The organism is Pseudomonas congelans, assembly GCF_900103225.1.
Classification (GTDB): domain Bacteria; phylum Pseudomonadota; class Gammaproteobacteria; order Pseudomonadales; family Pseudomonadaceae; genus Aquipseudomonas; species Aquipseudomonas congelans.
This window is the reverse complement of record NZ_FNJH01000001.1, coordinates 1,083,533-1,106,336: the sequence shown is the minus strand read 5'-3', so window position 1 is coordinate 1,106,336 and position 22,804 is coordinate 1,083,533. Positions and strand designations below refer to the sequence as shown.

Annotated in this window: 6 protein-coding genes and 1 pseudogene; 1 reads left to right on the top strand and 6 read right to left on the bottom strand. The window is 62.1% G+C overall.

Features of this window, described 5'->3' with window-relative positions:
• Positions 1 to 293 precede the first annotated feature (293 nt).
• From BLR20_RS04265 to BLR20_RS04255, 3 genes are read right to left on the bottom strand one after another with little or no spacing between them, the layout of a single operon-like run.
• Positions 294 to 3,326 carry an efflux RND transporter permease subunit gene (locus tag BLR20_RS04265; protein WP_054994107.1) on the bottom strand — a complete coding sequence of 1,011 codons (3,033 nt, stop codon included), beginning with the start codon at positions 3,324 to 3,326 and terminating at the stop codon, positions 294 to 296.
• A complete protein-coding gene (locus BLR20_RS04260; RefSeq protein ID WP_054994106.1) occupies positions 3,323 to 4,426 on the bottom strand; it encodes an efflux RND transporter periplasmic adaptor subunit in 1,104 nt (367 codons plus the stop codon). Before BLR20_RS04260 ends, BLR20_RS04265 begins: the two co-directional genes overlap by 4 nt.
• A complete protein-coding gene (locus BLR20_RS04255) occupies positions 4,423 to 5,853 on the bottom strand; it encodes an efflux transporter outer membrane subunit (RefSeq protein ID WP_054994105.1) in 1,431 nt (476 codons plus the stop codon). The genes BLR20_RS04260 and BLR20_RS04255 overlap by 4 nt, the downstream gene beginning before the upstream one ends.
• A gap of 276 nt (positions 5,854 to 6,129) precedes the next feature.
• Between BLR20_RS04255 and BLR20_RS04250 the strand changes: the two genes are divergently transcribed.
• Positions 6,130 to 7,464, top strand: coding sequence for a diaminobutyrate--2-oxoglutarate transaminase family protein (locus BLR20_RS04250; RefSeq protein WP_010435604.1), 1,335 nt, complete (start codon positions 6,130 to 6,132; stop codon positions 7,462 to 7,464).
• A 215-nt stretch (positions 7,465 to 7,679) separates the two neighbouring features.
• Here BLR20_RS04250 and BLR20_RS04245 read toward each other — a convergent pair whose 3' ends face one another.
• The 3 genes and pseudogenes from BLR20_RS04245 to sypC all read right to left on the bottom strand — a co-directional run.
• The gene (locus BLR20_RS04245) at positions 7,680 to 9,641 is read right to left on the bottom strand and encodes a MacB family efflux pump subunit (protein ID WP_054994104.1); all 1,962 of its coding nucleotides are present in this window, start codon (positions 9,639 to 9,641) and stop codon (positions 7,680 to 7,682) included.
• A gap of 2 nt (positions 9,642 to 9,643) precedes the next feature.
• Entirely contained in the window at positions 9,644 to 10,801 is a 1,158-nt protein-coding gene (gene macA / locus BLR20_RS04240) for a macrolide transporter subunit MacA (RefSeq protein ID WP_054994103.1), read from the bottom strand.
• A gap of 63 nt (positions 10,802 to 10,864) precedes the next feature.
• A pseudogene (sypC, locus tag BLR20_RS04235) lies at positions 10,865 to 22,804 on the bottom strand (syringopeptin non-ribosomal peptide synthetase SypC); the annotation flags it as partial.

Here is a 22,804-nt window from a genome sequence, read left to right as displayed (position 1 = left end):
CGTGGCGTAGTAGGTATCTGCCGCTAGACCTTGAGTTTTACAGGCCGCGAAGGGGGAAAGTGCTGTTCACTGCACTCCAACTTTTCGCGCTCTCTGTCTTTATCGGCATGGGCCGGATTTTATGAATAGGCGCGGGGACGTTACTGACTAAAAAGTTGGCGACTGGATTAAAAGGGGGCACTGGCGCGCTGCGTGCACTCAGTGGAACCCCAGGAGGGAATATGTCGGAATGCAAAATAATCTCTGGTACTTATCCCTGTCAGGGAGCCTGCTCCGACGCAGCATTACACTGTTTATCGAGGCAGGCGAAACCACTTTTTAAGTGTCTCATGGCCATCATCCACATAAGTAAAGATAACGGGCACCACCAACAGGCTTAGTACAGTAGAGGCCAATAGTCCGCCGATGACAACCACCGCCATTGGCTGGCGGAAACCTGATTCGCCACCCCATCCCAGTGCGGTCGGCAACATGCCGGCACCCATTGCGATGGTGGTCATCAGGATCGGTCGGGCGCGTTTGTGACAAGCGTCGATCAACGCTTCATAGCGGCTCACGGTCGGTGCACGGCGAGCCATGATTGCGTACTCCACCAGCAGGATCGAGTTCTTGGTCACGATACCCATCAGCATCAGCAAACCGATGACCGAGGCCATGGAAAAACTCATCCCGCCGATCAACAGTGCCAGCAGTGCGCCGCCGAGCGATAGCGGCAGCGCCGAAAGGATTGTCAGCGGCTGCATGAAGTCATGGAACAGCAGCACCAGCACCGCGTATATACAGAACACGCCGACGGCCATTGCCAGGCTGAAGTTGCCAAACAACTCGCTCATCAGTTGCAACTCGCCCTGCTCCACCAGTTTTACTTGTGCTGGCAGGTTCTGCATCACGGGCAACTGCCTGGCCTGCTCCATCACTTCGCCCAGATTGCTGCCATTGAGTTCGATGGACAGGGTGATATTGCGCAAACGATCGATACGATCAATCTGCGCAGGGCCGCTGCCCATGCTGAGTTCTCCCAGTGACGCCAGCGCGATCTGGCCATCACGCCCGGTGACCCGTAACTGAGCGAGGCTTTGCAGGTCGGTGCGTACTTGCGGCTGCATGCGCACCCGCACATTGACCTGGCGCTGGGACAGATTGATCTTGCCCAGGGAGGAGCTATATTCGCCATAGGTGGCCATGCGCAAGGCGTCAGCGATGTCCTGGCTACTGATGCCCTGCTCTGCCGCCCGGAAAACATCCGGGCGCATCTGGATCTCCGGCCGTTGCACCGCAGCACTTGAGGTGACATTGCCGATGCCTTTTATCTGGCGCAACTGCGGTTCAAGAGCGGCGGCGGTACGCTCCAGCAGATCACCATCATCGCTGGCGAGGACGATGTCCAAACGTTCTCCGCTGGCATCACCACCGACAGTTACCCGCACCCCAGGCAAACTGCGCAGGCTTTCACGCATGCTCGCTTCCACCTGCGACTGTTTCAGTGTGCGTTGGTCACGCGGCAGCAGATCGACGGTCAGTTTCGCGTCGCGATCACCTGCGCCGCCCGCATCGCCGCTGCCTGCCGCGATGAAGACGTGGGCCACTTCAGGAATCGCGCGTAAACGCTTTTCAGCCTGCAGGGCAATCTCACCAGTCTGGGCCAGACTGCTGCCGGGCGGCAATTCCAGGCTGACGGTGCTGCTGGCAATATCCTGAGCAGGCAGAAAGCTGGTCGGCAGCAACGGGATCAGCGCCAGCGAGCCAATAAACAAAGCCCCCACAATGGCCATGGTGGTCTTGCGACGGCTCAGGCTGGTGTGAATCCAGCCCAGGTAACGTCTCATCAAACCGCTGTCATGCCCGCCGTGCGGCCGTGCCTTGAGAAAATGTGCCGCCATCATCGGCGTCAGAAGACGTGCGACCAGCAGCGAAAACATCAATGCAGCGCTGGCAGTCACGCCGAATTGGCGAAACAGTTTGCCGGAAACCCCGCCCATGAAAGCGGTCGGCAGGAACACCGCGACCAGGGTCACGGTGGTCGCCAATACCGCGAGGCCAATCTCGTCGGACGCTTCGATTGCCGCCTGCCGCGGGGTTTTACCCATGCGCAGGTGTCGCGCAATATTTTCGACCTCAACAATTGCATCGTCGACCAGAATGCCGATCACCAGCGCCAGCGCCAGCAGCGAAACGGTATTGAGGCTAAAGCCGGCAAAATACATCACACCAAAGGTCGGGATGATCGACAAAGGCAGTGCCGTGGCCACGATCAAGGTCGCCCGCCAGTCACGCAGGAACCACCAGACCACCAGTACCGCCAGCAACATGCCTTCGTAGAGCAGCGCCATGGAACCGCGATAGTTTTCCATCACCGGCTCGACGGCATTACTCGCCTCTTCTATATGCACATCAGGGTGTTGCCTGGCGAACTCACTGACGGCCTGACGCAAATCCCTGGTCACGCCGACGTCGGAAAAGCCCAGGGAGCGGATGACCTGAAAACCAATCACCGGTTTGCCGTCGCGGTAGGCCAGAGTGGTGCGCTCGGCATGGGTATCACGCACGGTGGCCAACTGCTGCACGGCGAGCATCCGTCCATCGCTGACGGGAATGCGTATAGCGCCCAGTGCCGCCGGATCGTCAATGCCGCCGAGGACACGCAGTGCCTGTTGACCGCTGCCCAGATCGCCCTGGCCCCCGGAGTTGTCTTTTTGCATTGCCCGCAAACGATCCGCGATGTCCGTCACGCTCAGACCCAGACCGGCCATCAGCGTGGGATCAAGGTCAACCTGGACTTCGCGCTCCACACCGCCCACGCGGCTGATCTTGGCGACACCACGCACGGTCAGAAGCTGTTTGCTCAACTCATTGTCGACAAACCATGACAACGCCTCTTCATCCATGCGTGGCGCATCGACCACATAGGTCAGCAACGGCGTGGTATTGGTGGTCAGACGCGTTACCGAAGGCGTGTCGAGGCTGGCTGGCAACTCGGCGGCAGCGCTGTCCACCGCATTGCGCACTTCGTTGAGGGCTTCGTTGCCATCCTTGTCGATGTCGAAGATCACATTGATGATCACGCTGCCTTCGGCAATTTGCGTGGTGACATGCTTGAGCAGGCGCAGCGAGGTCAGCTTGTCTTCGAGCTTGCGCGCGACTTCGGTTTCCAGTTGCTCGGGGGCGGCGCCTTCCAGCGAGGCACTGATGACCACTGCGGGCAGATCGGTGTCGGGAAAGTCCTGAATACCGAGACGCTCGAATCCGAGGACGCCAAACAGCGTCAGCATTAAAAACAGCATGACCGCCGGAACCGGGTAACGGATCGACAACGCGGAGATATTCATTGCGTGCGGGCCTCGGCGTTGACCAGTGTCACGCTGGCCCCGTCATTGAGAAAGGCCCCGCCGCTACGGACGATCTGTGTCTGCTCTGCCAGGCCGCCGAGGATTTCCAGCGCCGATCCACGACGCCGTCCGACCTCTACCACCTGCTGGCTGACGCGCATGTCCTTGCCCAGTACAAACACATAAGAGCGGCCATCGCGCAGAATCACGCTGGTGTCCGGAACCGTCAGCGCCGGGCTGGACGGCAGCTCGATGCGGCCGCTGGCGTACATGCCGGCGCGCGCCATCGACCCCACCGGCAGGGAGACATAGACCAGCGCCCTGCTGGTCTTGCCGTCGAGCATCGGCGAGACCAGCCGCACGCGTCCTTCGACCTCGATGCCGCCCGGCAACATCACGCGGGCCAGTTGGCCGGCCTTAACGCCCGGTAACTGTTGTGCATCCAGTTCCGCCTGCCACTCGATGCGGCCATCCCGGATCATCCTGAACATTTCGCTGCCCGCCGACACCACATCGCCAAGCAAGGCCTTGCGCCCGGAAATGATCCCGTCATCCACCGCGACGATGCGCGTCTGCGCGAGCTTGATCCGGATGCTGCGCAGATCGGCGTTGGCCGAGGCCAGGTTGGCTTCGGCGGTCTGCACCTTGACCCGGTAATCTTCCAGTTGCTGCTCGGACAGCGCCCCGCTTTGTCCGACCAATGCCGCACGTCGCGCATTGGAACGGGCTTCCTGCAATTGCGCTGTGGCTTGGGCGGCTGCCGACTTCTGCTTGTTTTCCTCGGCCAGCACGCTGTCATCGGCCAGCGTCGCCAAGACCTGGCCCTTCTTCACCTGATCGCCGATATCAGCCTTCAGGCTGGCGATACGCAAGCTTCCCGTCTCGGCACTGATCACGGCTTCCTGCCACGGCGCGAGCGCACCGCTGGCCACCCTTTCCTGCGGCCAGTCTTCGCGACGTGGTTGAACCGCCTCGACCGTCAGGCTGGTGGCCGGCGCTGCAACGGCGGCCGGGGTCGGTTCTGCACGGCCAAACAACAGCCATCCCGAGATACCCAAGGCAGCCAGCGTCAGCAGACCATAAACACGTATCTTCCTCATACGCCGCCCCGCTTCGGTGTCTCACCGGCCAAACCGTCGCGACTGCCCTGCCATCCACCGCCCAGGGCCTTGTACAGGGCAATCCAGTAGCGCACCTGATTTTGCTGCACGGTGATCAATTCGATTTGCGCCGAGAGCGCCGAGCGCCGTGCCACTTCGCGGTCCAGCAGGCTGGCATTGCCGGCCTGCCAGTTGCGGTCTGTGGCCTCGAACGACGCTTCATAACCGTCGCTGGCCCGCTGCGTACTGGCTTGCGAGCGCCGTGCCGCGTCCAGACGTACCAGTGACTGCTCGACCTCCATGACCGCGGTGCGCAAGGTCTGCCGATAGGTCGCCAGCGCCGTGTCGTACTCCGCCCGCGCCGAGTCCACTGCCGCCCGGCGCTTGCCTGCGTCGAACAGCGGAACAGTCAGTTGCGGGCCAAGGCTCCAGTTGCGGCTGAAGATTCCGGTGGTGGTCCCCACCTCGAACGCGCCGACCAGACTCAGGCTGGGCAGACGATCAGCCTGGGCCGCGCCGATCTGCGCATTCGCGGCGGCCAGTTCGCGCTCGCTGGATGCCAGGTCCGGGCGCTGGCGCACGAGGTCGGCGGGTATTTCCCGTACATCCAGCAACGCGGGCTGCGGCAGTCGCGCGGGGGTATGGCCAAGCACTTCGCGCACCTTTTCCTCGTCGCTGCCGGTCAGGGCCACCAGGCTTTTGAGCAGCACGTCGCACTCGCTTTGTTGTTTGATCAGCGTCGCATTGCTGGCCGCCGCACTGGCATCGCTCAACGATGAATCGGAGGCTGCGGTAAACCCGGCCTGAAACGACACGCGAGTCAGACGTGCGGTCTGCTCCTGGGATTGCGCCTGATCACGGTAAGCGTTCACCAGCATCTGGCAGCCGCGGTATTGCACAAAGTCATCGCCGACTTCGGCGGCCAGCGATACGCGAGCGTCATGCCAGTCATTGACACGTGCTTCGAGCAGATTGCGCGAAGCCTCGTCGGTGCGTCGCAGTTTGCCGAACAGGTCCAGTTCCCAGGACGCATCGAGGGTTGCGCCGGAGGTCGTACCGCTCTGTTTTAATCCGCTCTGAGTGATGCCGGCGCGTGACTTGCTCACGCCGCCGCTCACTTGCGGCAGCCTGTCGGCAAAGCTGCCGTCCAGCGTCGCGCGTGCCTGGGCAATGCGCGCCAGGGCCTTGTCGAGGGACGGGCTGTCTGCCTGTGCCAGACGCAGCAGGGTTGCCAGTGCCGGGTCATTGAACTGTTGCCACCAATCCTCCAGCCCGACCGTCGACGCGCCATGAGGCAGCGGCGCATGCCACTGGCGGGCGACCTCCACCGCAGGCAACTGGTAGTCCGGGCCTAGCGTGCAGCCACTCAGCAATGAAACCAGAAACATCGAAGACAGGACGTGGCCAGCAGGTTTGCCAATAGACATAAAGCTCTCGAAGATTCCGGAACAGTGGTGTCTTGAGAAAGGAGGCAACGGGGCAAGAATCCGGACGATCAGGAACATTGTCGCGAGGTTTCTTACAGCACCACAAATCCCTTTCGTAGCATGCATTTAACGCCTGAGGCCGCGAGATGTCTGTCGTGGAATACGGGGACAGTCCGGCGGCGATAAGTTGGCGATCACCCTGAGGTTCTTACAGAATCGGGCTCTGCTCGAAGCGAGTAGCAATGAATCCGTACCTGTGCCAACAAGGGATCGACTATGGAAGAGTTAAGCAACCTCAAGAAACTGGAGTCGAATGCGCGCACCTACGCAGCGACCTTCCAGCAGCTGTTTGTCAGCGGTAAAGGCATGCGAGTCAAGGACGCCAACGGCCAGGAATACCTCGACTGCCTGTCGAACGCTGGCACGCTTGCATTGGGTCATAACCCACCGGTGGTCCGCGATGCGGTGATCGAATTTCTGCACAGCGATCATCTGCAGCAGGCTCTCGACCTGGCCACACCGGCCAAGCACGCCTTCGTCGAAGAGCTGTTCGCGACGTTGCCCGCCGGCATGCGTGACAACAGCAAAATCCTGTTCTGCGGCCCCAGCGGTTCAGACGCAGTGGAAGCCGCCATCAAACTGGCCCGCCACTACACCCAGCGCTCGCCGTTGATGTCCTTCCACGGCGGTTACCACGGCATGACCGCTGGCGCGTTGTCGGCTATGGGAAACCTCAACCCCAAGGCCGGCCTGCTGGCCCAGGGCACCCACTTCCTGCCCTACCCCTATCGCTTCCGCTGCCCGTTCGGCACCGATGGCGAACACACTGACCGCCTGTCCACCGAGTACATCCGCACGGTACTCAGCGACCCGGAAAGCGGCGTGTCCAAGCCGGCGGCGGTGGTCGTCGAGGTGATCCAGGGCGAAGGCGGCTGCATTGCTGCATCGGCCGAGTGGCTGCGCGCCGTGCGGGATATCACCCGCGAGTTGGGTATCTTGCTGATTATCGATGAGGTGCAGACCGGGCTCGGACGTACCGGCAACCTGTTTGCCATCGAACATTCCGGGATAACGCCGGATATTCTGGTGTTGTCCAAGGCCATCGGTGGCGGCTACCCGATATCAGTGATCGTCTATGCCGAGCACCTGGATACGTGGGGCCCAGGCATGCACGCAGGTACGTTCCGTGGCAACCAGATGGCGATGGTGGCCGGGGCAGCGACCATGCGTCATATCAAGGAACACGACCTTGCAGGCAATGCCTCGCGCCGGGGTGAGCAGTTGCAAAGCGGACTGGAGGATATCGCCCGGCAGTTCCCGTTTATCGGCGATGTGCGTGGCCGTGGGCTGATGCTTGGAGTGGAGATCGTCAAACCGGCTAGCGGATCGCGTCCGGGGGTTGGCGACGGCACACGTGCGCGGGCGATCAAGCTGGAGTGCTTCGACAACGGCATGATCATCGAGACGGGTGGACGTAACAGCGCAGTCCTGCGCTTCCTGCCACCGTTGAACATTACCGAGTCGGAAGTGGGCATGGTTCTCGACCGCTTCGAACAGTCCCTCAAGAGCAGCAGCGCGGCACGGGTCTCCAGCGTCAGTGCGGTAGGCTGATCCCTCGCAAAGCTTGCTCGAGAGGCTGATGCAGCCGACAGATAGCCGTCGGCTGTATGAGCCCCTCACGAACCCGATCCCTGTCCTGAAGCCTCCTGCGTCGAGGTGTCATACGCCGATCTTTTTCACTCCGGCCGCAGGCGTCGTTCAGTGCGCGGTCACGCACAGGGGTTACTCTCCGTTGGGCAGGACATCCTTGTCCTGCAACCCCCCTGTCAATCGCGTGCCAGTGCCTCGATCGGATCGAGCTGTGCCGCGTTACGTGCCGGTACGAAGCCGAAGACGATGCCGATCAATGTCGAGCAGATGAACGCAGTGACAATCGAACCCACGGAGAACACCATCTGCCATTCCTTGACCAGCAGTGAAAATACATAGCCGATCACGAATGACAGGCCGATGCCGATCACCCCACCTATCAGGCAGACCATTACCGCTTCCACCAGAAACTGCTGACGGATATCCGACTGGCGTGCCCCGACTGCCATGCGAATGCCGATCTCGCGCGTGCGTTCCGTGACTGACACCAGCATGATGTTCATCACCCCGATACCGCCGACCGCCAGCGAGATGACCGCGATCAACGACAGCAACAGGGCCAGCGACTGGCTGGTCTTCTGCACCGTTTGCATCACGCTGTCGAGGTTGTAGGTAAAGAAGTCCTTGGTCCCGTGCCGCTTTTGCAGCAGCTTGTTGACGTTGTCCTCGACCACCTTGCTCGGCTGCCCGTCCTTGACCCGCACGGTGATGCTGTCCAGGTAGCTCTGACCCAGCAGGCGGCCAGAAGCGGTTTCGTAGGGCATCCAGATATTCAGATTCTTGCTGGTGTCGAAGATGTTCTTTTTGTTCTCAGTCACGCCGATCACCGTACAGGGCAGGTTACCCACCAGGATCACCTGGCCCAGCGGGTCGGCCTTGGGGCCGAACAGGCGAATCCGCGTGTTGTAATCGATCACCACCACTTGCGCCTGCCGCCTGGCGTCATCCTTGTTGAACCCCACCCCGGAGCCCATCCTGGTGCCACGCACCTGGAAGTAGCTCGGGCTGACCCCGCTCACCGTCGCCGATACGTCGATGTTACGGTAGCGCACCAGCAGGTTGCGGCCGATATTCGGCGTGGCGCTGTCGATGTAGTACTGGCTGCTCAACGCCGTCACATCGGACAGCGCCAGGGTCTGTATATCCATTGACTTGGTGTCGCCAAAGTCACTGCCCGGGAACACCTCGATGGTGTTGCTGCCGATAGCCTCGATGTCCTTGAGCACATAACGCTTGGCCCCTTCGCCGATCGCAACGATCGACACCACCGAGGTGATGCCGATGATGATCCCGAGCATGGTCAGCAGCGTGCGCATGCGATGCGAGATCAGCGCCACCCACGCCATGACGAAGGCCTCCTGGAACAGGCCGATGTTGGCCATCAGCCGGTTGCCCTGCCTGGGTTTGCTCGGCAGGCGCTCGGTGGTTTTTTCGTTGATGATCGGGCGAGCGGTGTTGACCCGGTCGGCGATGATCTCGCCGTCACGCATTTCGATGATGCGCTCGGCGTGCGCTGCAACCTTCTCGTCGTGGGTCACCAGGATCACCGTGTGCCCGGCGCTGTTGAGCTCGAGAAGGATGTTCATCACCTCCTTGCCGCTCACGCTGTCGAGGGCCCCGGTGGGTTCGTCGGCCAGAATGATCTCGCCGCCGTTCATCAGCGCCCGGGCGATGCTCACCCGCTGCTGCTGGCCGCCTGACAACTGGCTCGGCCGATGCTCCAGATGCCCGGAAAGGCCCAGACGCTCGAGCAGCTTCTGCGCGCGCTCCACGCGCATGCTCTTGCCGGTGCCTGCGTAGATGGCCGGCATTTCGACGTTCTGGATCGCCGCCAGGTGCGGTAACAGGTGATAACGCTGAAAAATGAAACCGAAGTGATCGCGGCGCAGCTCTGCCAGCTCATCCTCGGTCAGCGTACCGGTTTCACGTCCGTCGACCTTGTAACTGCCGCTGGCGGCGTGGTCCAGACAACCCAGCACGTTCATCAGCGTTGACTTGCCGGAACCCGAGGCTCCGGTAATGGCAATCAGTTCGCCGGCATTGATCGTGAGGTTGATGTCATTCAGCGCGATGAAGTCCTTCTCGCCGGCAACGAAACGACGGGTGACACCCTTGAGTTCCAGGAGAGCTCGACTCATGGTCAGGCCCCCGTTGCCGCTGGTGTGGCCGACGGTTCACCGATCACCACCTGGTCACCCTCGGCAAGGCCATTCTTGATTTCGACCCGCACGTTGTTGTTGATGCCGGTCTGCACATTGCGGCTTTGAGCCTGGCCCTGCTCGTCCATCACGCGCACCGGGAAGGTGCCGTCGCCGTTCTTGTCGCCCAAGGCTGCAACAGGCACAGTCAGTACGTCCTTGGCCTTTTCACGCACGATATGTACTTGGGCGGTCATAGAAATACGCAGGCGGTGATCCGGGTTGGGGACGTCGAACAATGCGTTGTAAAACACTGCACTGTTCGGCTTGCTGGCGTTGCCGGACTGCGCGTCAAGGAAGTTCTGCGGCGCCGGTTCCGTGCCTTTCAGCTTGGCGTAATAGCGTTTTTCGGCATCGCCGAGGATGGTGAAATAGACCTCTTGCCCTGGGGTGATATGAATCACGTCAGCCTCTGAGACCTGCGCCTTGACGGTCATGGTATCCAGATCCGCCAGTTTGAGAATCACCGGCGTCAGTTGGCTGGCGATCACGGTCTGCCCTTCCTGCGTCACGATACCCACTACATCACCGCTGATCGGTGCGACGATGCGGGTGTAGCCCAGGTTGATCCTGGCGGTCTCGATCTGGATTCTTGCGTCGCGCACTTGTGCCTCCAGCGAGCGCAGGTTGGCACTGCGGACCTCGAAGTCCGATTGCGCCGTATCGAAGTCCTTTTGCGAGATCGCGTCATCCGCACGCAGTTGCTTGTAGCGTTGGTAAATGGCTTTGGCGTCCTTGAGCTGTGCAACAGCCGCGTCCTTCTGGGCGATCAGGTTCTGTTCGTTGACCTGCGACTGGCGCAGGGTGTTCTGCAGCACCACGGGATCGATTTCCGCCAGCCACTGACCTTGTTTGACCTTGTCACCCAGATTGACCTTCAGTGACTTGAGCTGGCCCGAGACCTGCGCGCCGACGTCAACCTGCTTTATGCCCTGCAGCACCCCGCTGGCCAGCACGGAGTTTTCGATATCGGTGCGTTCGACCTTGGCAGTCAGATACTCCGGTGGCTTTTCCGGGGACTGGATGCTGTAGGCAATACCCGCTGCCAGAACCAACAGCACAACAACAATGAGCACTTTGCGAAACTTCAACTTTTTCATAGAAAGCCACGAATGTGTTGAGGATTGACCCGGCGATCAGCCGCCGGGCTTGAAGAAACGACGCTATTCATGGGGTAGCCACCAGTTCGCCAGATGCTGTACATGCTGCGCCTTTAGGATGGTGAAATGGTTGCCCGGGCCACGCCAGACAGTGAGGTCCGGGGCACACCGGCGCCAGCCGCTGACCATCGCCTGCTGTTCGCGCTGATTGCCCGCCGCATCCAGCACCGGGTCATCAGCCAGCACCAGACGCACCGGTCCGGTGTAGATTTGCGACGGCTGATAACGAGTGCGCAACGCCGTACCGAAGGCTCGCGCAGGCCCACGCATCGCGTCCGGCGACGAACGCTGCGGCAACATCCCTGCCCGCACCATTCCGGCATGCAACAAACGCATCTGGCCGATATCGCCCTGGGTCCGGAAGGCCGTGCGATCGATGCCCAGCGACTTGCCCGCAGCCAGCTCCATGGTTTCGATCAAACGTTCCAATACGCCTATCGCGGTGTAAGGTTTGCCCACCACGCTGTTACCGCCCGGCGACTCACTGTCGATCAGTGTCAGCGAAGCCACTTCGCGGCCACGTGCCGTCAGGCGCTGGGCCATTTCAAAGGCCACCCAGCCGCCGAACGAATGACCGAGCAGATGCACCGGCCCTTCGGGATGAGTGCTGTCGAGTGCTTGCAGGTAAGCCTCGGCGGCGGTTTCCACCAGGCTGTAAGGCACCGTGCGCCCATCCAGCCCGCGTGGTTGCAGCCCGTGGATCGGCCAGTGCGGCCCCAGGGCATTGGCCAGGCCGATGAAGCCGGTCACACTGTCCCCTGCCCCCGGTACGCAGAAAATTGGCGCGTGATCGCGACGTCCGCCCTGAATCGTCAGCAACGGCCGATGGGCGTTGTCAGCCCCCCGTGGCCGATCGGGCAGTTCAGCCAACGCCTGGCTGATCGCCTGACCCAGGCCCTCGATATGTGGCGGCTTCATCATGCTCAAGTGATCGCCCGCGACCTTGATGCTGCGCAACTGACTGACGGGCAGTACGTCGTCCCAGCCCAGGTAGCCGCTGTGTCGTTGTGAGTCGGGTTGCCACTCCATGGCCGTGAACAGGTGCAGCGGCACGCTGTTGGGGTAAACCGTGTAATTGGCCTGCGCATGACCGTGGGCAACCTCTCGGTCGAGGTACTGGCAAAGACCCTCGTTCGTGTAGATTTCCAGCTCCGGCGGCAGCACACCCTGTTCACGGCAGTGCTGCAGGAGCCCGACGAAATCAAAGGCCTGCCGGTCTGCACGCACTCGCTCAAGGGCCTGCAGGGCCTGCGTACATTCGCCTCTGGCTCTCCAGAACTGCTCGCAGTGTTCCAGCAAGTGCTGGCGGTGGGCCGTCTGCAGGTCCCAGCGCTCGCGACCCTGATCCACCAGACGCGGCATGTAGGTGTCGAGCATGCCGATAAACTCGACCTCCTCGTCCATGCCCTCCAGCTGGATGGCGATTTCGTAGGCCAGAAGCCCACCGAACGACCAACCCGCCAGACGATAAGGCCCGTGCGGTTGAACAGTGCGCATCGCACCCAGCAAGCGCGTTGCCAGGCATTCCATGGTCCGCAACTGTTCCTGACCGAGCGGGATGCCGCTCAACCCGTAGACCGGAATATCGCTGTCGATGTGTACCGCCAGCGCCGCGAAGTGCGCATCCTGACCGGTGAACTCGTGGACCAGGAACAGCGGACGCTGGTTGCCGGTGGTGCGCACCGGCACCAGTTGCTCATGCAGCTGCGCTGCAACCTCTTCGCTGCGGCTGCCCAGCAAGCTGGCCAGGGCCGCGACGCTGGCGTGCTGGAAAACGTCGGCCAGGGATACCGACAAGCCGCTCTGCACCAGTTGGTTGACCAGGCGCACCGCCATCAGCGAATGACCGCCGAGACTGAAGAAGCTGTCATGACGTCCCACCTGCTGCACCTCGAGTACCTCCGCCCAGGCTTGCGCCAGACGAATCTCCAACTCCCCTGCCGGGGCTTCAAACGCACTGCTCGCGAACTGATCCGCTGTCGGTGCTGGCAGTGCCTGGACATCCACTTTGCCATTGAGCGTCAGCGGCAAGTCTGGCAGGCAGATGAATACGCTCGGAACCATGTATTCCGGCAAGCCGGCGCTCAGGTGGGCACGCAGTTCCTCCGCTTCGGGTGCCTCAACGTCCGCATGCACGGTGTAGTAAGCCACCAGACGCGTGTCGCCCGGGCTGTCTTCGCGTGCCACCACCACGGAGTTGCGCACGCCATTGCACCCATGCAGGCTGCTTTCGACCTCACCCAGTTCGACGCGGAAGCCGCGGACCTTCACCTGGCCATCGTTACGCGCCAGGTAGTCGAGGTTGCCATCCGGCAACCAGCGCGCCAGGTCGCCGGTGCGATAGAGCCGCGCGCCCGCCTGCTGGCTGAACGGGTCGTCGCTGAAGCGTTCAGCGGTCAGTTCCGGGCGGTTCAGGTAACCCAGCGCGACCCCGACACCGCCGATGCAGATTTCGCCGACGCTGCCCATCGGCACCGGCTCGCCGCACGCGTCGAGCAGATAGATGCGCACGTTGGCGTTGGGTTTGCCGATCGGCAGGCTCAGGGTACCCGGCTGCACATCGAACACTTCGTAACGCGTAGCGCACGTCGTGCCCTCGGTCGGGCCGTAGCCGTTGAACAGGCGTACTTGAGACGAGTGCTCACGTACTCGGCGGAACGACGCCGGATCCGCCCGTTCGCCGCCGCACTCCAGCATGCGCAAGCCAGCCAGGGCCTCGGGAATCAAGCCGGCATACAGGTTGAACAAGGCGGTCGAGCTGAACATCACCGTGACTGCATGGCGTTTGAGCAAGGCGGCAAAGGCTGCCGGCTCAAGCACCACAGAGGGCTCGACAATTATCGACTGGCCGCCATTGAGCAACGCGCCCCATATCTCCGGGCTGCTGGCGTCGAACGCCGGGTTGGAAGAAAACGCCACGCGGTCATCCGCACGGAAGTCATAGTTGTCCCGCACCAGCCGCACAATGCCGTTGTGGGTCACGATCACGCCCTTGGGCAGGCCGGTGGAGCCGGAGGTGTAGATGATGCACGCCGGGGTCTCGCCTGCGCCTTCATCTGCAAGCGCGACCGGCCCCTGGTTAATCGCTGACAGATCCAGGGTATCCAGATCGAGTCGCGGCGTCGTTTCAGGTGCCGTCAGCTCGCTGCGGGTCAGCAACAGGGTTGCATCGCTGTCCTCGAGCATGAAGCGCACACGCTCTTCGGGAGCCAGGCGATCCAGCGCCAGATAAGCCGCGCCGCACTTGAGCGTGGCCAGCATGCTGGTCAGCAGCTCCACCGAACGATCCAGCAGAATTGCCACTCGGGTTCCCGCTTGCACGCCGCGTTGGCGCAGGTACTGAGCCAGGGCGTTGGCGTGGCTGTCGAGTTCGGCGTAGGTCAGCGTCTGCTCGCCCTGACGGGCCGCAAGCGCCTGAGGTCGGGACGCTGCCTGCGCCTCGAAAAGGCGGTGCATCAACTGACCCTGAGGGTAAGCACGGTCGGTTGCATTAAGACCGGTCAACAGGTGCTGACGCTCAACTGCATCCACCAATGGCACGTTTTCCAGTATGCGGTGCTCATTGGCGACCATGGCTTCCAGCACGCGCTGGAAATAGCCCAGGTAACGGACCATGGTGCTTTCGTCGAACAGCGCGGTGGCGTATTCCAGCGTGCCGACCAATTGATCGCCGACTTCGGTCATGTCCAGCACCAGATCGAACTTGGCCGTGTGGTCATTTACCGCCACGCCTTGCAGGTTCATGTTGCCCAGCGCCAGGTCGGACGTTTCGTTGTTCTGCCAGGACAACATGGCCTGGAAGATCGGGCTATGGGACAGGCTGCGTTGCGGGCGAACCACCTCGACCACCTGCTCGAACGGCAGGTCCTGATGGCTCTGCGCTGCCAGCGTCTGACGCTTGACCTGCTGCATCAACGCTTCGACGCTGGGTGCGCCGGAGAGATCGATGCGTATTGCCAGGGTGTTGACGAAGAACCCGATCAGGTCCTCCACTTCGGCACGCAGGCGGTTGGCCACCGGTGTACCGATCACCACATCGTCCTGACCGGCCAGACGCCCCAGCAGCGAGGCCCATGCGACCATCACGGTCATGAACAGGGTGCTGCCATGCCGCTGGCTCAGCGCCTTGAGGCCACGGGTCAGCTCTGCATCGAGCACCAGGCCGCGAATGTTGCCGCTGTAGTCCTGTTGTGCCGGGCGTGGCCGGTCGGTCGGCAAGGTCAGCAAGGCTGGTGCACCGCCCAGGGTCTGCTGCCAGTACTGGCGCTGTTGCTGCAGAACGTCGCCGCTCAGCCAGTTGCGCTGCCATACGGCATAGTCGGCATATTGCACCGGCAAGGCGGGCAACGGATCGTCGGCACCGGCACTGAACGCGGCATAGAGCATACCCAGCTCACGGGTCAGCACATCCGCGGACCAGCCGTCGGAGACGATATGGTGCATCGTCACCAGCAACACATGATCGTCCTCGGCCATGCGCACCAGGCGTCCGCGTACCAGCGGGCCGTTGAGCAGATCGAAGCCTTCGTTGGCCTCTTCAGTGGTGATGGCGAGCAGTTGCTCTTCAGCATCCGCCTGCCCGTTCAGCACCTGCAGTTGCAGGCTGAAACCGATATCGGCCGCAGCGATGTGCTGCACCGGATCCTGGTCCTGCTCTTGCACAAAGGTCGTACGCAGCACTTCGTGGCGGGCGACGATACGATCCAGCGCCCTCTCCAGCGCAGGCTTGTCCAGAGTGCCGCTTAGACGCAGTCCTGCCGGGATATGGTAAGCCGCGCTACCGCCTTCAAGCTGTGCAAGGAACCACAGACGCTGCTGGGAAAACGACAACGGCAAGGCCTGATCACGGGACACCGGTACGATCGGTGGCTGAACGCTGCCTTTGGCTTCGGCGAGTATCCGTGCCATGGCGGCGAGTTCCGGCTGAGCGAAGATATCCGCCAGGCCCAGCTCGACACCCAGGTGCTGGCGCACCTGGGAAATCAGACGCATCGCCAGCAGCGAATGCCCGCCCAGTTCGAAGAACTGGTCATGACGACCCACCTGTTCCAGATCGAGCAGGTTTTGCCAGATCTGCGCCAGCGCCATCTCGGTGTCACCTTGCGGTTGCACGTGTTCGCGGCTGGCAAATGCCTCGGCTTGCGGCGCCGGCAAGGCGTTGCGATCAAGCTTGCGGTTCGGCGTCAACGGCAAGGCGTCGAGGATCACGAATGCGCTCGGCAGCATGTATTCAGCCAGTTGCGGCGCCAGTTCGGTACGCAGGCTGGCGGCCGTCAGGTGCATATCCGGCTGCGCGACTACGTAGGCCACCAGACGTTTGTCTCCAGGATTATCTTCCCGAGCAATCACCACGGCTTCCTTGACCCCGGCGCAATTGCCCAGGCGTGCTTCGATTTCGCCCAGTTCGATGCGGAAACCGCGCACCTTGACCTGGAAGTCGTTACGGCCCAGGTACTCGATCCGGCCGTCGACCATGTAGCGCGCCAGGTCACCGGTTTTGTACATTCTGGCGTCAGGGTCGTTGCTGAACGGATCCGCGAGGAAGCGTTCGGCGTTGACCTCGGCAAGGTTCAGGTAACCGCGCGCCACGCCGTCGCCACCGATGAAAATCTCGCCGGCCACGCCATACGGCACCGGCTGCTGGTGAGCGTCTAGCAGGTAGATGCGGGTGTTGGCCATTGGCTTGCCTATGGTTGCGTTGCCGCTGCCTTCGCTGCCGGTCACGGCGTCATGACTGACGTAGGCTGCGGTGCAGGACACCGTGGCTTCGGTTGGCCCGTAAGTGTTGATCAGGCGGGTATGCGCCGGGCGCACCTCGTCCCAGAGCTTGAGTTTCTGCGCGGACAATGCGTCACCCGTGACATTGATCAGACGCACCTCGGCCAGACGCTGCATGGCAGCCTGCGGCTGGTTGTGCCATTCGGCCACCAACGTATGCCAGTGCGCAGCGGTCAAGTGCAGTACGCTGGGTTGAATGCCCTGAGTTTCAGTCCCTTCGCTGCCGAAGATCTCGCGACTTGGCGCCAGGGTGGCGCCGGCCAGTAGCGCCGGGAAGATTTCCTCCACCGAGAGGTCGAAGTTCAAGGTGTTCTGTTGCAGCACGGTGTCGCTCTGGGACAGGGCAAACAGACGTGCTGCATCGATGCTGTAGTTGACCAGACCGCGATGTTCGATCATCACGCCCTTCGGATTGCCAGTCGAGCCCGAGGTATAGATCACATACGCCAGGTTGCGCACGCCGAGGGCTTCCACCACCGGGTTGTCGTTACGTTCGGTAAAGGTGTTGCGCTGGTCGTCGTCGAGCAGCACCAGCGGCAAAGCAAGGGTCGGCAAGCGTTTCTGCAGATCACGCTGGGTCAGCAATGCCGTTGGCTGGCTGTCGTTGATCATGTAGGCCAGGCGCTCGGCCGGATACGCCGGGTCCAGCGGCACATAAGCCGCCCCTGCCTTGAGCACACCGAGTAGGCCGATCATCATTTCCACGCCGCGCTCGACGCAGATCGCCACCCGATAGTCCGGGCCGATGCCCAGGCCGATCAGGTGATGGGCCAGACGGTTGGCCTGACGGTTCAATTCGGCATAGCTCAGGCGCTGCGCCTCGAAGACCACGGCGATGGCGTCGGGCTGTGTCTGAACCTTTTCTTCGAACAGTTGATGAATCGTGCAGTCCTGCGGGTAAGGCACATCGGTAGCGTTAAGCCCGACCAGCAGATGCTGGCGCTCCACCGCATCGAGCAACGGCACCTGTTCCAGCAACTGGCGGTCGTCGGCGACCATCGCTTCCAGCAAACGCTGGAAATAGCCCATGTAGCGCTGCAGAGTGCTTTCGTCGAACAGTGCCGTGGCGTATTCCAGCGTGCCGATCAATTGATCGCCGACCTCGGTCATGTCCAGCGTCAGGTCGAACTTGGCCGTATGGCCTGCCACCGCGACGCCCTGCAGAGTCATGTCGCCCAGCGCCAGATCGGACGCTTCGTTGTTCTGCCACGACAACATGGCCTGGAAGATAGGGCTGTGGGACAGGCTGCGTTGTGGGCGAACCACCTCAACCACCTGTTCGAACGGTAGATCCTGATTCGCCTGGGCGGCCAGGGTTTGCTGTTTGACCTGCTGCAACAGGCTTTGCACGCTCGGTCTGCCCGAGAGGTCGACGCGTACGGCCAGGGTGTTGACGAAGAACCCGATCAGGTCCTCCACCTCGGCACGCATGCGGTTGGCCACCGGCGTACCGATGACCACGTCGTCCTGACCGGCCAGACGTCCCAGCAGCGCAGCCCATGCGGCCATGACCGTCATGAACAGGCTGCTGCCATGCCGCTGGCTCAGCGCCTTGAGGCCACGGGTCAGGTCGGCGTCGAGCACCAGCCCGAGCAACTGACCACTGTAGTCCTGTTGCGCCGGGCGTGGCCGGTCGCTCGGCAAGGTCAACAAGGCTGGCGCACCTGCCAGAGTCTGCTGCCAGTACTGGCGCTGTTGCTGCAGCACGTCACCGCTCAGCCAGTTGCGCTGCCACAGCGCGTAATCGGCGTATTGCACCGGCAACGCTGGCAACGGATCCTCGGCGCCCTCGCTGAACGCTGCGTAGAGCAGGCCCAGTTCACGGGTCAATACACCTGCGGACCAGCCGTCGGAGACGATGTGGTGCATGGTCACCAGCAACACATGGTCGTCATCGGCCAGGCATACCAGGCGTCCGCGCACCAGCGGGCCATTGAGCAAATCAAAGCCCTGCTCGGCCTCTTCTGCGGCGATGGCGAGCAATTGTTGTTCCGCATCGGCCTGCCCGGTCAGCACCTGCAGTTGCAGGCTGAAACCGATATCGGCCGGGGCGATGCGCTGCAGCGGATCCTGGTCCTGCTCCTGGATAAAGGTCGTGCGCAATGCTTCATGGCGCGCAACGATACGGTCCAGCGCGCGTTTCAGTGCGTCCTGATCGAGGCTGCCGCGCAGACGCAGACCGGCTGGAATGTGATAAGCCGCACTGCCGCCATCCAGCTGTGCGAGGAACCAAAGGCGTTGCTGGGCAAACGACAGCGGCAAGGACTGATCGCGAGACACCGGCACGATGGGCTGCTGGCTGCTTCCGGCAGCGTGCGCCACTACCTGGGCCAGCGCCGCCAGCTCCGGCTGGGCGAAGATGTCCGCCAGGCTCAGCTCGACGCCCATGCGCTGACGCACCTGGGAAATCAGACGCATCGCCAGCAGCGAGTGCCCGCCCAGCTCGAAGAAGTGGTCATGACGCCCTAAGGCTTCCAGGTTGAGCAGATTTTTCCAGATCTGCGCCAGGGCTTTTTCGCTGGTGCCTTGCGGAGCGACGTGCTCGCGACTGGCAAAGGCGTTGTCCGCCGGCGCCGGCAAGGCTTTGCGATCGAGTTTGCGATTCGGTGTCAGCGGCAGTGCATCAAGCAGCACGAAAGCACTCGGCAGCATGTACTCGGCCAGTTGCGGTGCCAGTTCGGCGCGCAGTCTGGCGACGTCCACGTTCGCTTGTGGCTGGGCGATCACGTAGGCCACGAGACGTTTTTCACCAGGATTGTCCTCCCGGGCGATCACCACGGCTTCCTTGACCCCTTTGCAACTGCCGAGACGCGCTTCGATTTCGCCCAGCTCGATACGGAAACCGCGCACCTTGACCTGGAAGTCGTTACGTCCCAGGTACTCGATACGACCGTCAGCCATGTAGCGCGCCAGGTCACCGGTTTTGTACATCCGGGCATCACGGCTGTTGCTGAACGGATCCGCGAGGAAGCGCTCGGCATTGACCTCGGCAAGGTTCAGGTAACCGCGTGCCACGCCGTCGCCACCGATGAAAATCTCACCGGCCACGCCGTATGGCACTGGCTGCTGGTGTTCGTCGAGCAGGTAGATGCGGGTATTGGCCATCGGTTTGCCGATGGTCGCGTTACCGCTGCCTTCGCTGCCGGCCAAAGCGTCGTGACTGACGTAAGCCGCCGTGCAGGACACTGTCGCTTCGGTCGGCCCGTAGGTATTGATCAGGCGGGTATGCGCCGGGCGCACCTCATCCCAGAGCTTGAGTTTCTGTGCCGACAAGGCGTCACCTGTGACGTTGATCAGGCGCACCTCGGCCAGGCGTTGTTCAGCAGCCTGAGGCTGGTTGTGCCATTCGGCCACCAGCGTATGCCAGTGGGCGGCGGTCAAGTGCAGAACGGTCGGGTAAATGCCGTGATTTTCAGTGCCCTCACTGCCGAAGATCTCGCGGCTCGGCGCCAGGGTGGCACCGGCCAGGAGTGCAGGGAAGATCTCCTCCACCGACAGGTCGAAGTTAAGGGTGTTTTGTTGCAGCACGGTGTCGCTCTGGGACAGGCCAAACAGGCGTGCAGCATCGACGCTGTAGTTGACCAGACCACGGTGCTCGATCATCACCCCCTTGGGATTGCCGGTGGAACCCGAGGTGTAGATCACATAGGCCAGGTTGCGCACGCCGAGAGTCGCTACGACCGGGTTGTCATCACACTCGGTGAAGCCCTGGCAATGATCGTCGTCGAGCAATACCAGCGGCATGCACAGTGCGGGCAAGCGCTCCTGCAAGCCGCGCTGGGTGAGCAACGCCGCTGGCTGGCTGTCGTCGATCATGTAGGCCAGGCGCTCGGCCGGGTACGCCGGGTCCAGCGGTACGTAGGCGGCACCGGCTTTGAGCACACCGAGCAGCCCGACTATCATTTTCACCCCACGCTCGACGCAGATCGCCACCCGATCATCCGGACCGATGCCCAGACCGATGAGGTGGTGAGCCAGACGGTTGGCCTGGCGATTCAGTTCGGCATAGCTCAAGCGCTGCGCCTGGAAGGCCACGGCGATGGCGTCGGGCTGTGCCTGGACCTTTTCTTCGAACAGCTGATGAATCGTGGAGTCTTGCGGGTAAGGCACGTCGGTAGCGTTAAGGTCGACCAGCAGATGCTTGCGTTCCACTGTATCGAGCAGTGGCACATGCTCCAGTACCTGGCGGTCGTCGGCGACCATGGCATGCAGCAAACGCTGCAGGTAGCCCAGATAACGGGCGATGGTGCTTTCATCGAACAACGCAGTGGCATATTCCAGCGAACCGAACAGCTGGCCCTGGGCTTCGCCGATGTCCAGCGAGAGATCGAACTTGGACAGCGTATGGCCCGCGCTCAGGCTTTCCAGTTGCAGATCACCGAGGGCCAAATCCCCACCGCCCATGTCCTGCCAGCTGAGCATGGCCTGGAACACCGGGCTGTGCGACAGGCTGCGCACCGGCTTGATCACTTCCACCACTTGTTCGAACGGCAGGTCCTGATGGTCCTGCGCGCCTAACGTGTTGGTCCTGACCCGCGCCAGCAGCGTCTCTGCCGTGGGCTTGTCACTGAGGTCGACGCGGATCGCCAGGGTATTGACGAACAGGCCCACCAATCCTTCGGTCTCACTGCGTGTGCGGTTGGCCACTGGCGTGCCGATGACCACATCGTCCTGACCGGACAGACGTCCCAACAGTGCAGCCCAGGCGGCCATGACGGTCATGAACAGGGTGCTGCCGTGACGCTGGCTCAATGCCTTGAGGCCGCGAGTCAGGTCTTCGTCGAAAACCACAGGCAGCATCGCGCCGGCATAGTCCTGCTGCGCCGGACGTACCCGGTCGGTGGGCAACATCAGCAGCGCCGGAGCGTCTGCCAGGGTTTGCTGCCAGTAGTCGCTTTGTTGCTGCAACAGATCGCCGCTCAACCAGCGACGCTGCCACACCGCGTAGTCCAGGTAGTGCAGCGCCAGCGGAGCCAGTGGGTCGTCCTGGCCCTGACTGAATGCCGCATAGAGGGCGGCCAGTTCACGGGTCAGCACGCCAATCGACCAGCCATCGGAAACGATATGGTGCATGGTCAGCAACAGGACGTGATGGTCCTCGGCCATACGAATCAGGCGGCCACGAATCAACGGACCCTGTTCCAGATCGAAGCCTTGCAGCGACTCTTCGCTGGCCAGTGCCTGAAGCTTCTCTCTGGCATCCACCAGCCCTTGCAGATCATGCAGTTGCAGGTTGAAGCCGGCATCCGCAGGGCTGATGCGTTGCAATGGCTGTTCGTCATCGCCCTTCATGAAGGTGGTGCGCAAGCCTTCATGGCGCGCCACGATACGCTCCAGCGCCCGTTGCATTGCCGCACGATCCAGTTCGCCACGCAGGCTCAGGCCGACAGGCATGTGGTAGGCCGCGCTGGCGCCTTCCATCTGCGCGAGGAACCACAGACGTTGCTGACCGAACGACAACGGCCAGACCTGGTCGCGTGCCACTGGCACGATATCCGGCAGGATGCTGCGTCCGGCCCGGGCGATGGCCAGTGCCAGGGCGCTCAGTTCGGGGTGGGCAAACAGCGCCGCGAGGCTCAGTTCGACACCCAGTTGCTGGCGAATCTGCGAAATCAGGCGCATTGCCAGCAGGGAGTGGCCGCCCAGCTCGAAGAACTGGTCGTGACGGCTGATGCGTTCAACCGAGAGCAAGTCGCTCCAGATTCCCGCCAGCAGGGTTTCGGTTTCGCCTTGCGGGGCTTCATAACCACGGCGGATCAGTGCATCGGCGTCCGGCGCAGGCAAGGCCTTGCGGTCCAGCTTGCCGTTCGGCGTCAGCGGCAGTGCATCGAGCAACACATAGGCTACCGGGATCATATGCGCCGGCAGTTGCTCCTGCAGCCAGCCGCGCAGGCTGTCGATGTCTACCGAGGCATGCCCTGCGCTCAGGGTGTAATAAGCCACCAGACGCTTGTCACCCGGAACATCTTCGCGGGCGTTGACCACCGCTTCGTGAACGGCCGGGTGTTTGGCCAGGCGTGCATCGATCTCGCCCAGCTCGATACGGAAGCCGCGGATCTTCACCTGATCATCGTTACGGCCCAGGTATTCGATATTGCCGTCTGGCAGATAGCGACCCAGGTCGCCAGTGCGGTACATACGTGCCGCAGGCTGCTGGCTGAACGG

Bases quoted from the DNA above. Each gene is read 5' to 3' on its own strand.
- BLR20_RS04245 (WP_054994104.1), bottom strand. From the start codon at position 9,641: ATGAGTCGAGCTCTCCTGGAACTCAAGGGTGTCACCCGTCGTTTCGTT.
- BLR20_RS04260 (WP_054994106.1), bottom strand. From the start codon at position 4,426: ATGAGGAAGATACGTGTTTATGGTCTGCTGACGCTGGCTGCCTTGGGT.
- BLR20_RS04250 (WP_010435604.1), top strand. From the start codon at position 6,130: ATGGAAGAGTTAAGCAACCTCAAGAAACTGGAGTCGAATGCGCGCACC.
- macA (WP_054994103.1), bottom strand. From the start codon at position 10,801: ATGAAAAAGTTGAAGTTTCGCAAAGTGCTCATTGTTGTTGTGCTGTTG.
- BLR20_RS04255 (WP_054994105.1), bottom strand. From the start codon at position 5,853: ATGTCTATTGGCAAACCTGCTGGCCACGTCCTGTCTTCGATGTTTCTG.
- BLR20_RS04265 (WP_054994107.1), bottom strand. From the start codon at position 3,326: ATGAATATCTCCGCGTTGTCGATCCGTTACCCGGTTCCGGCGGTCATG.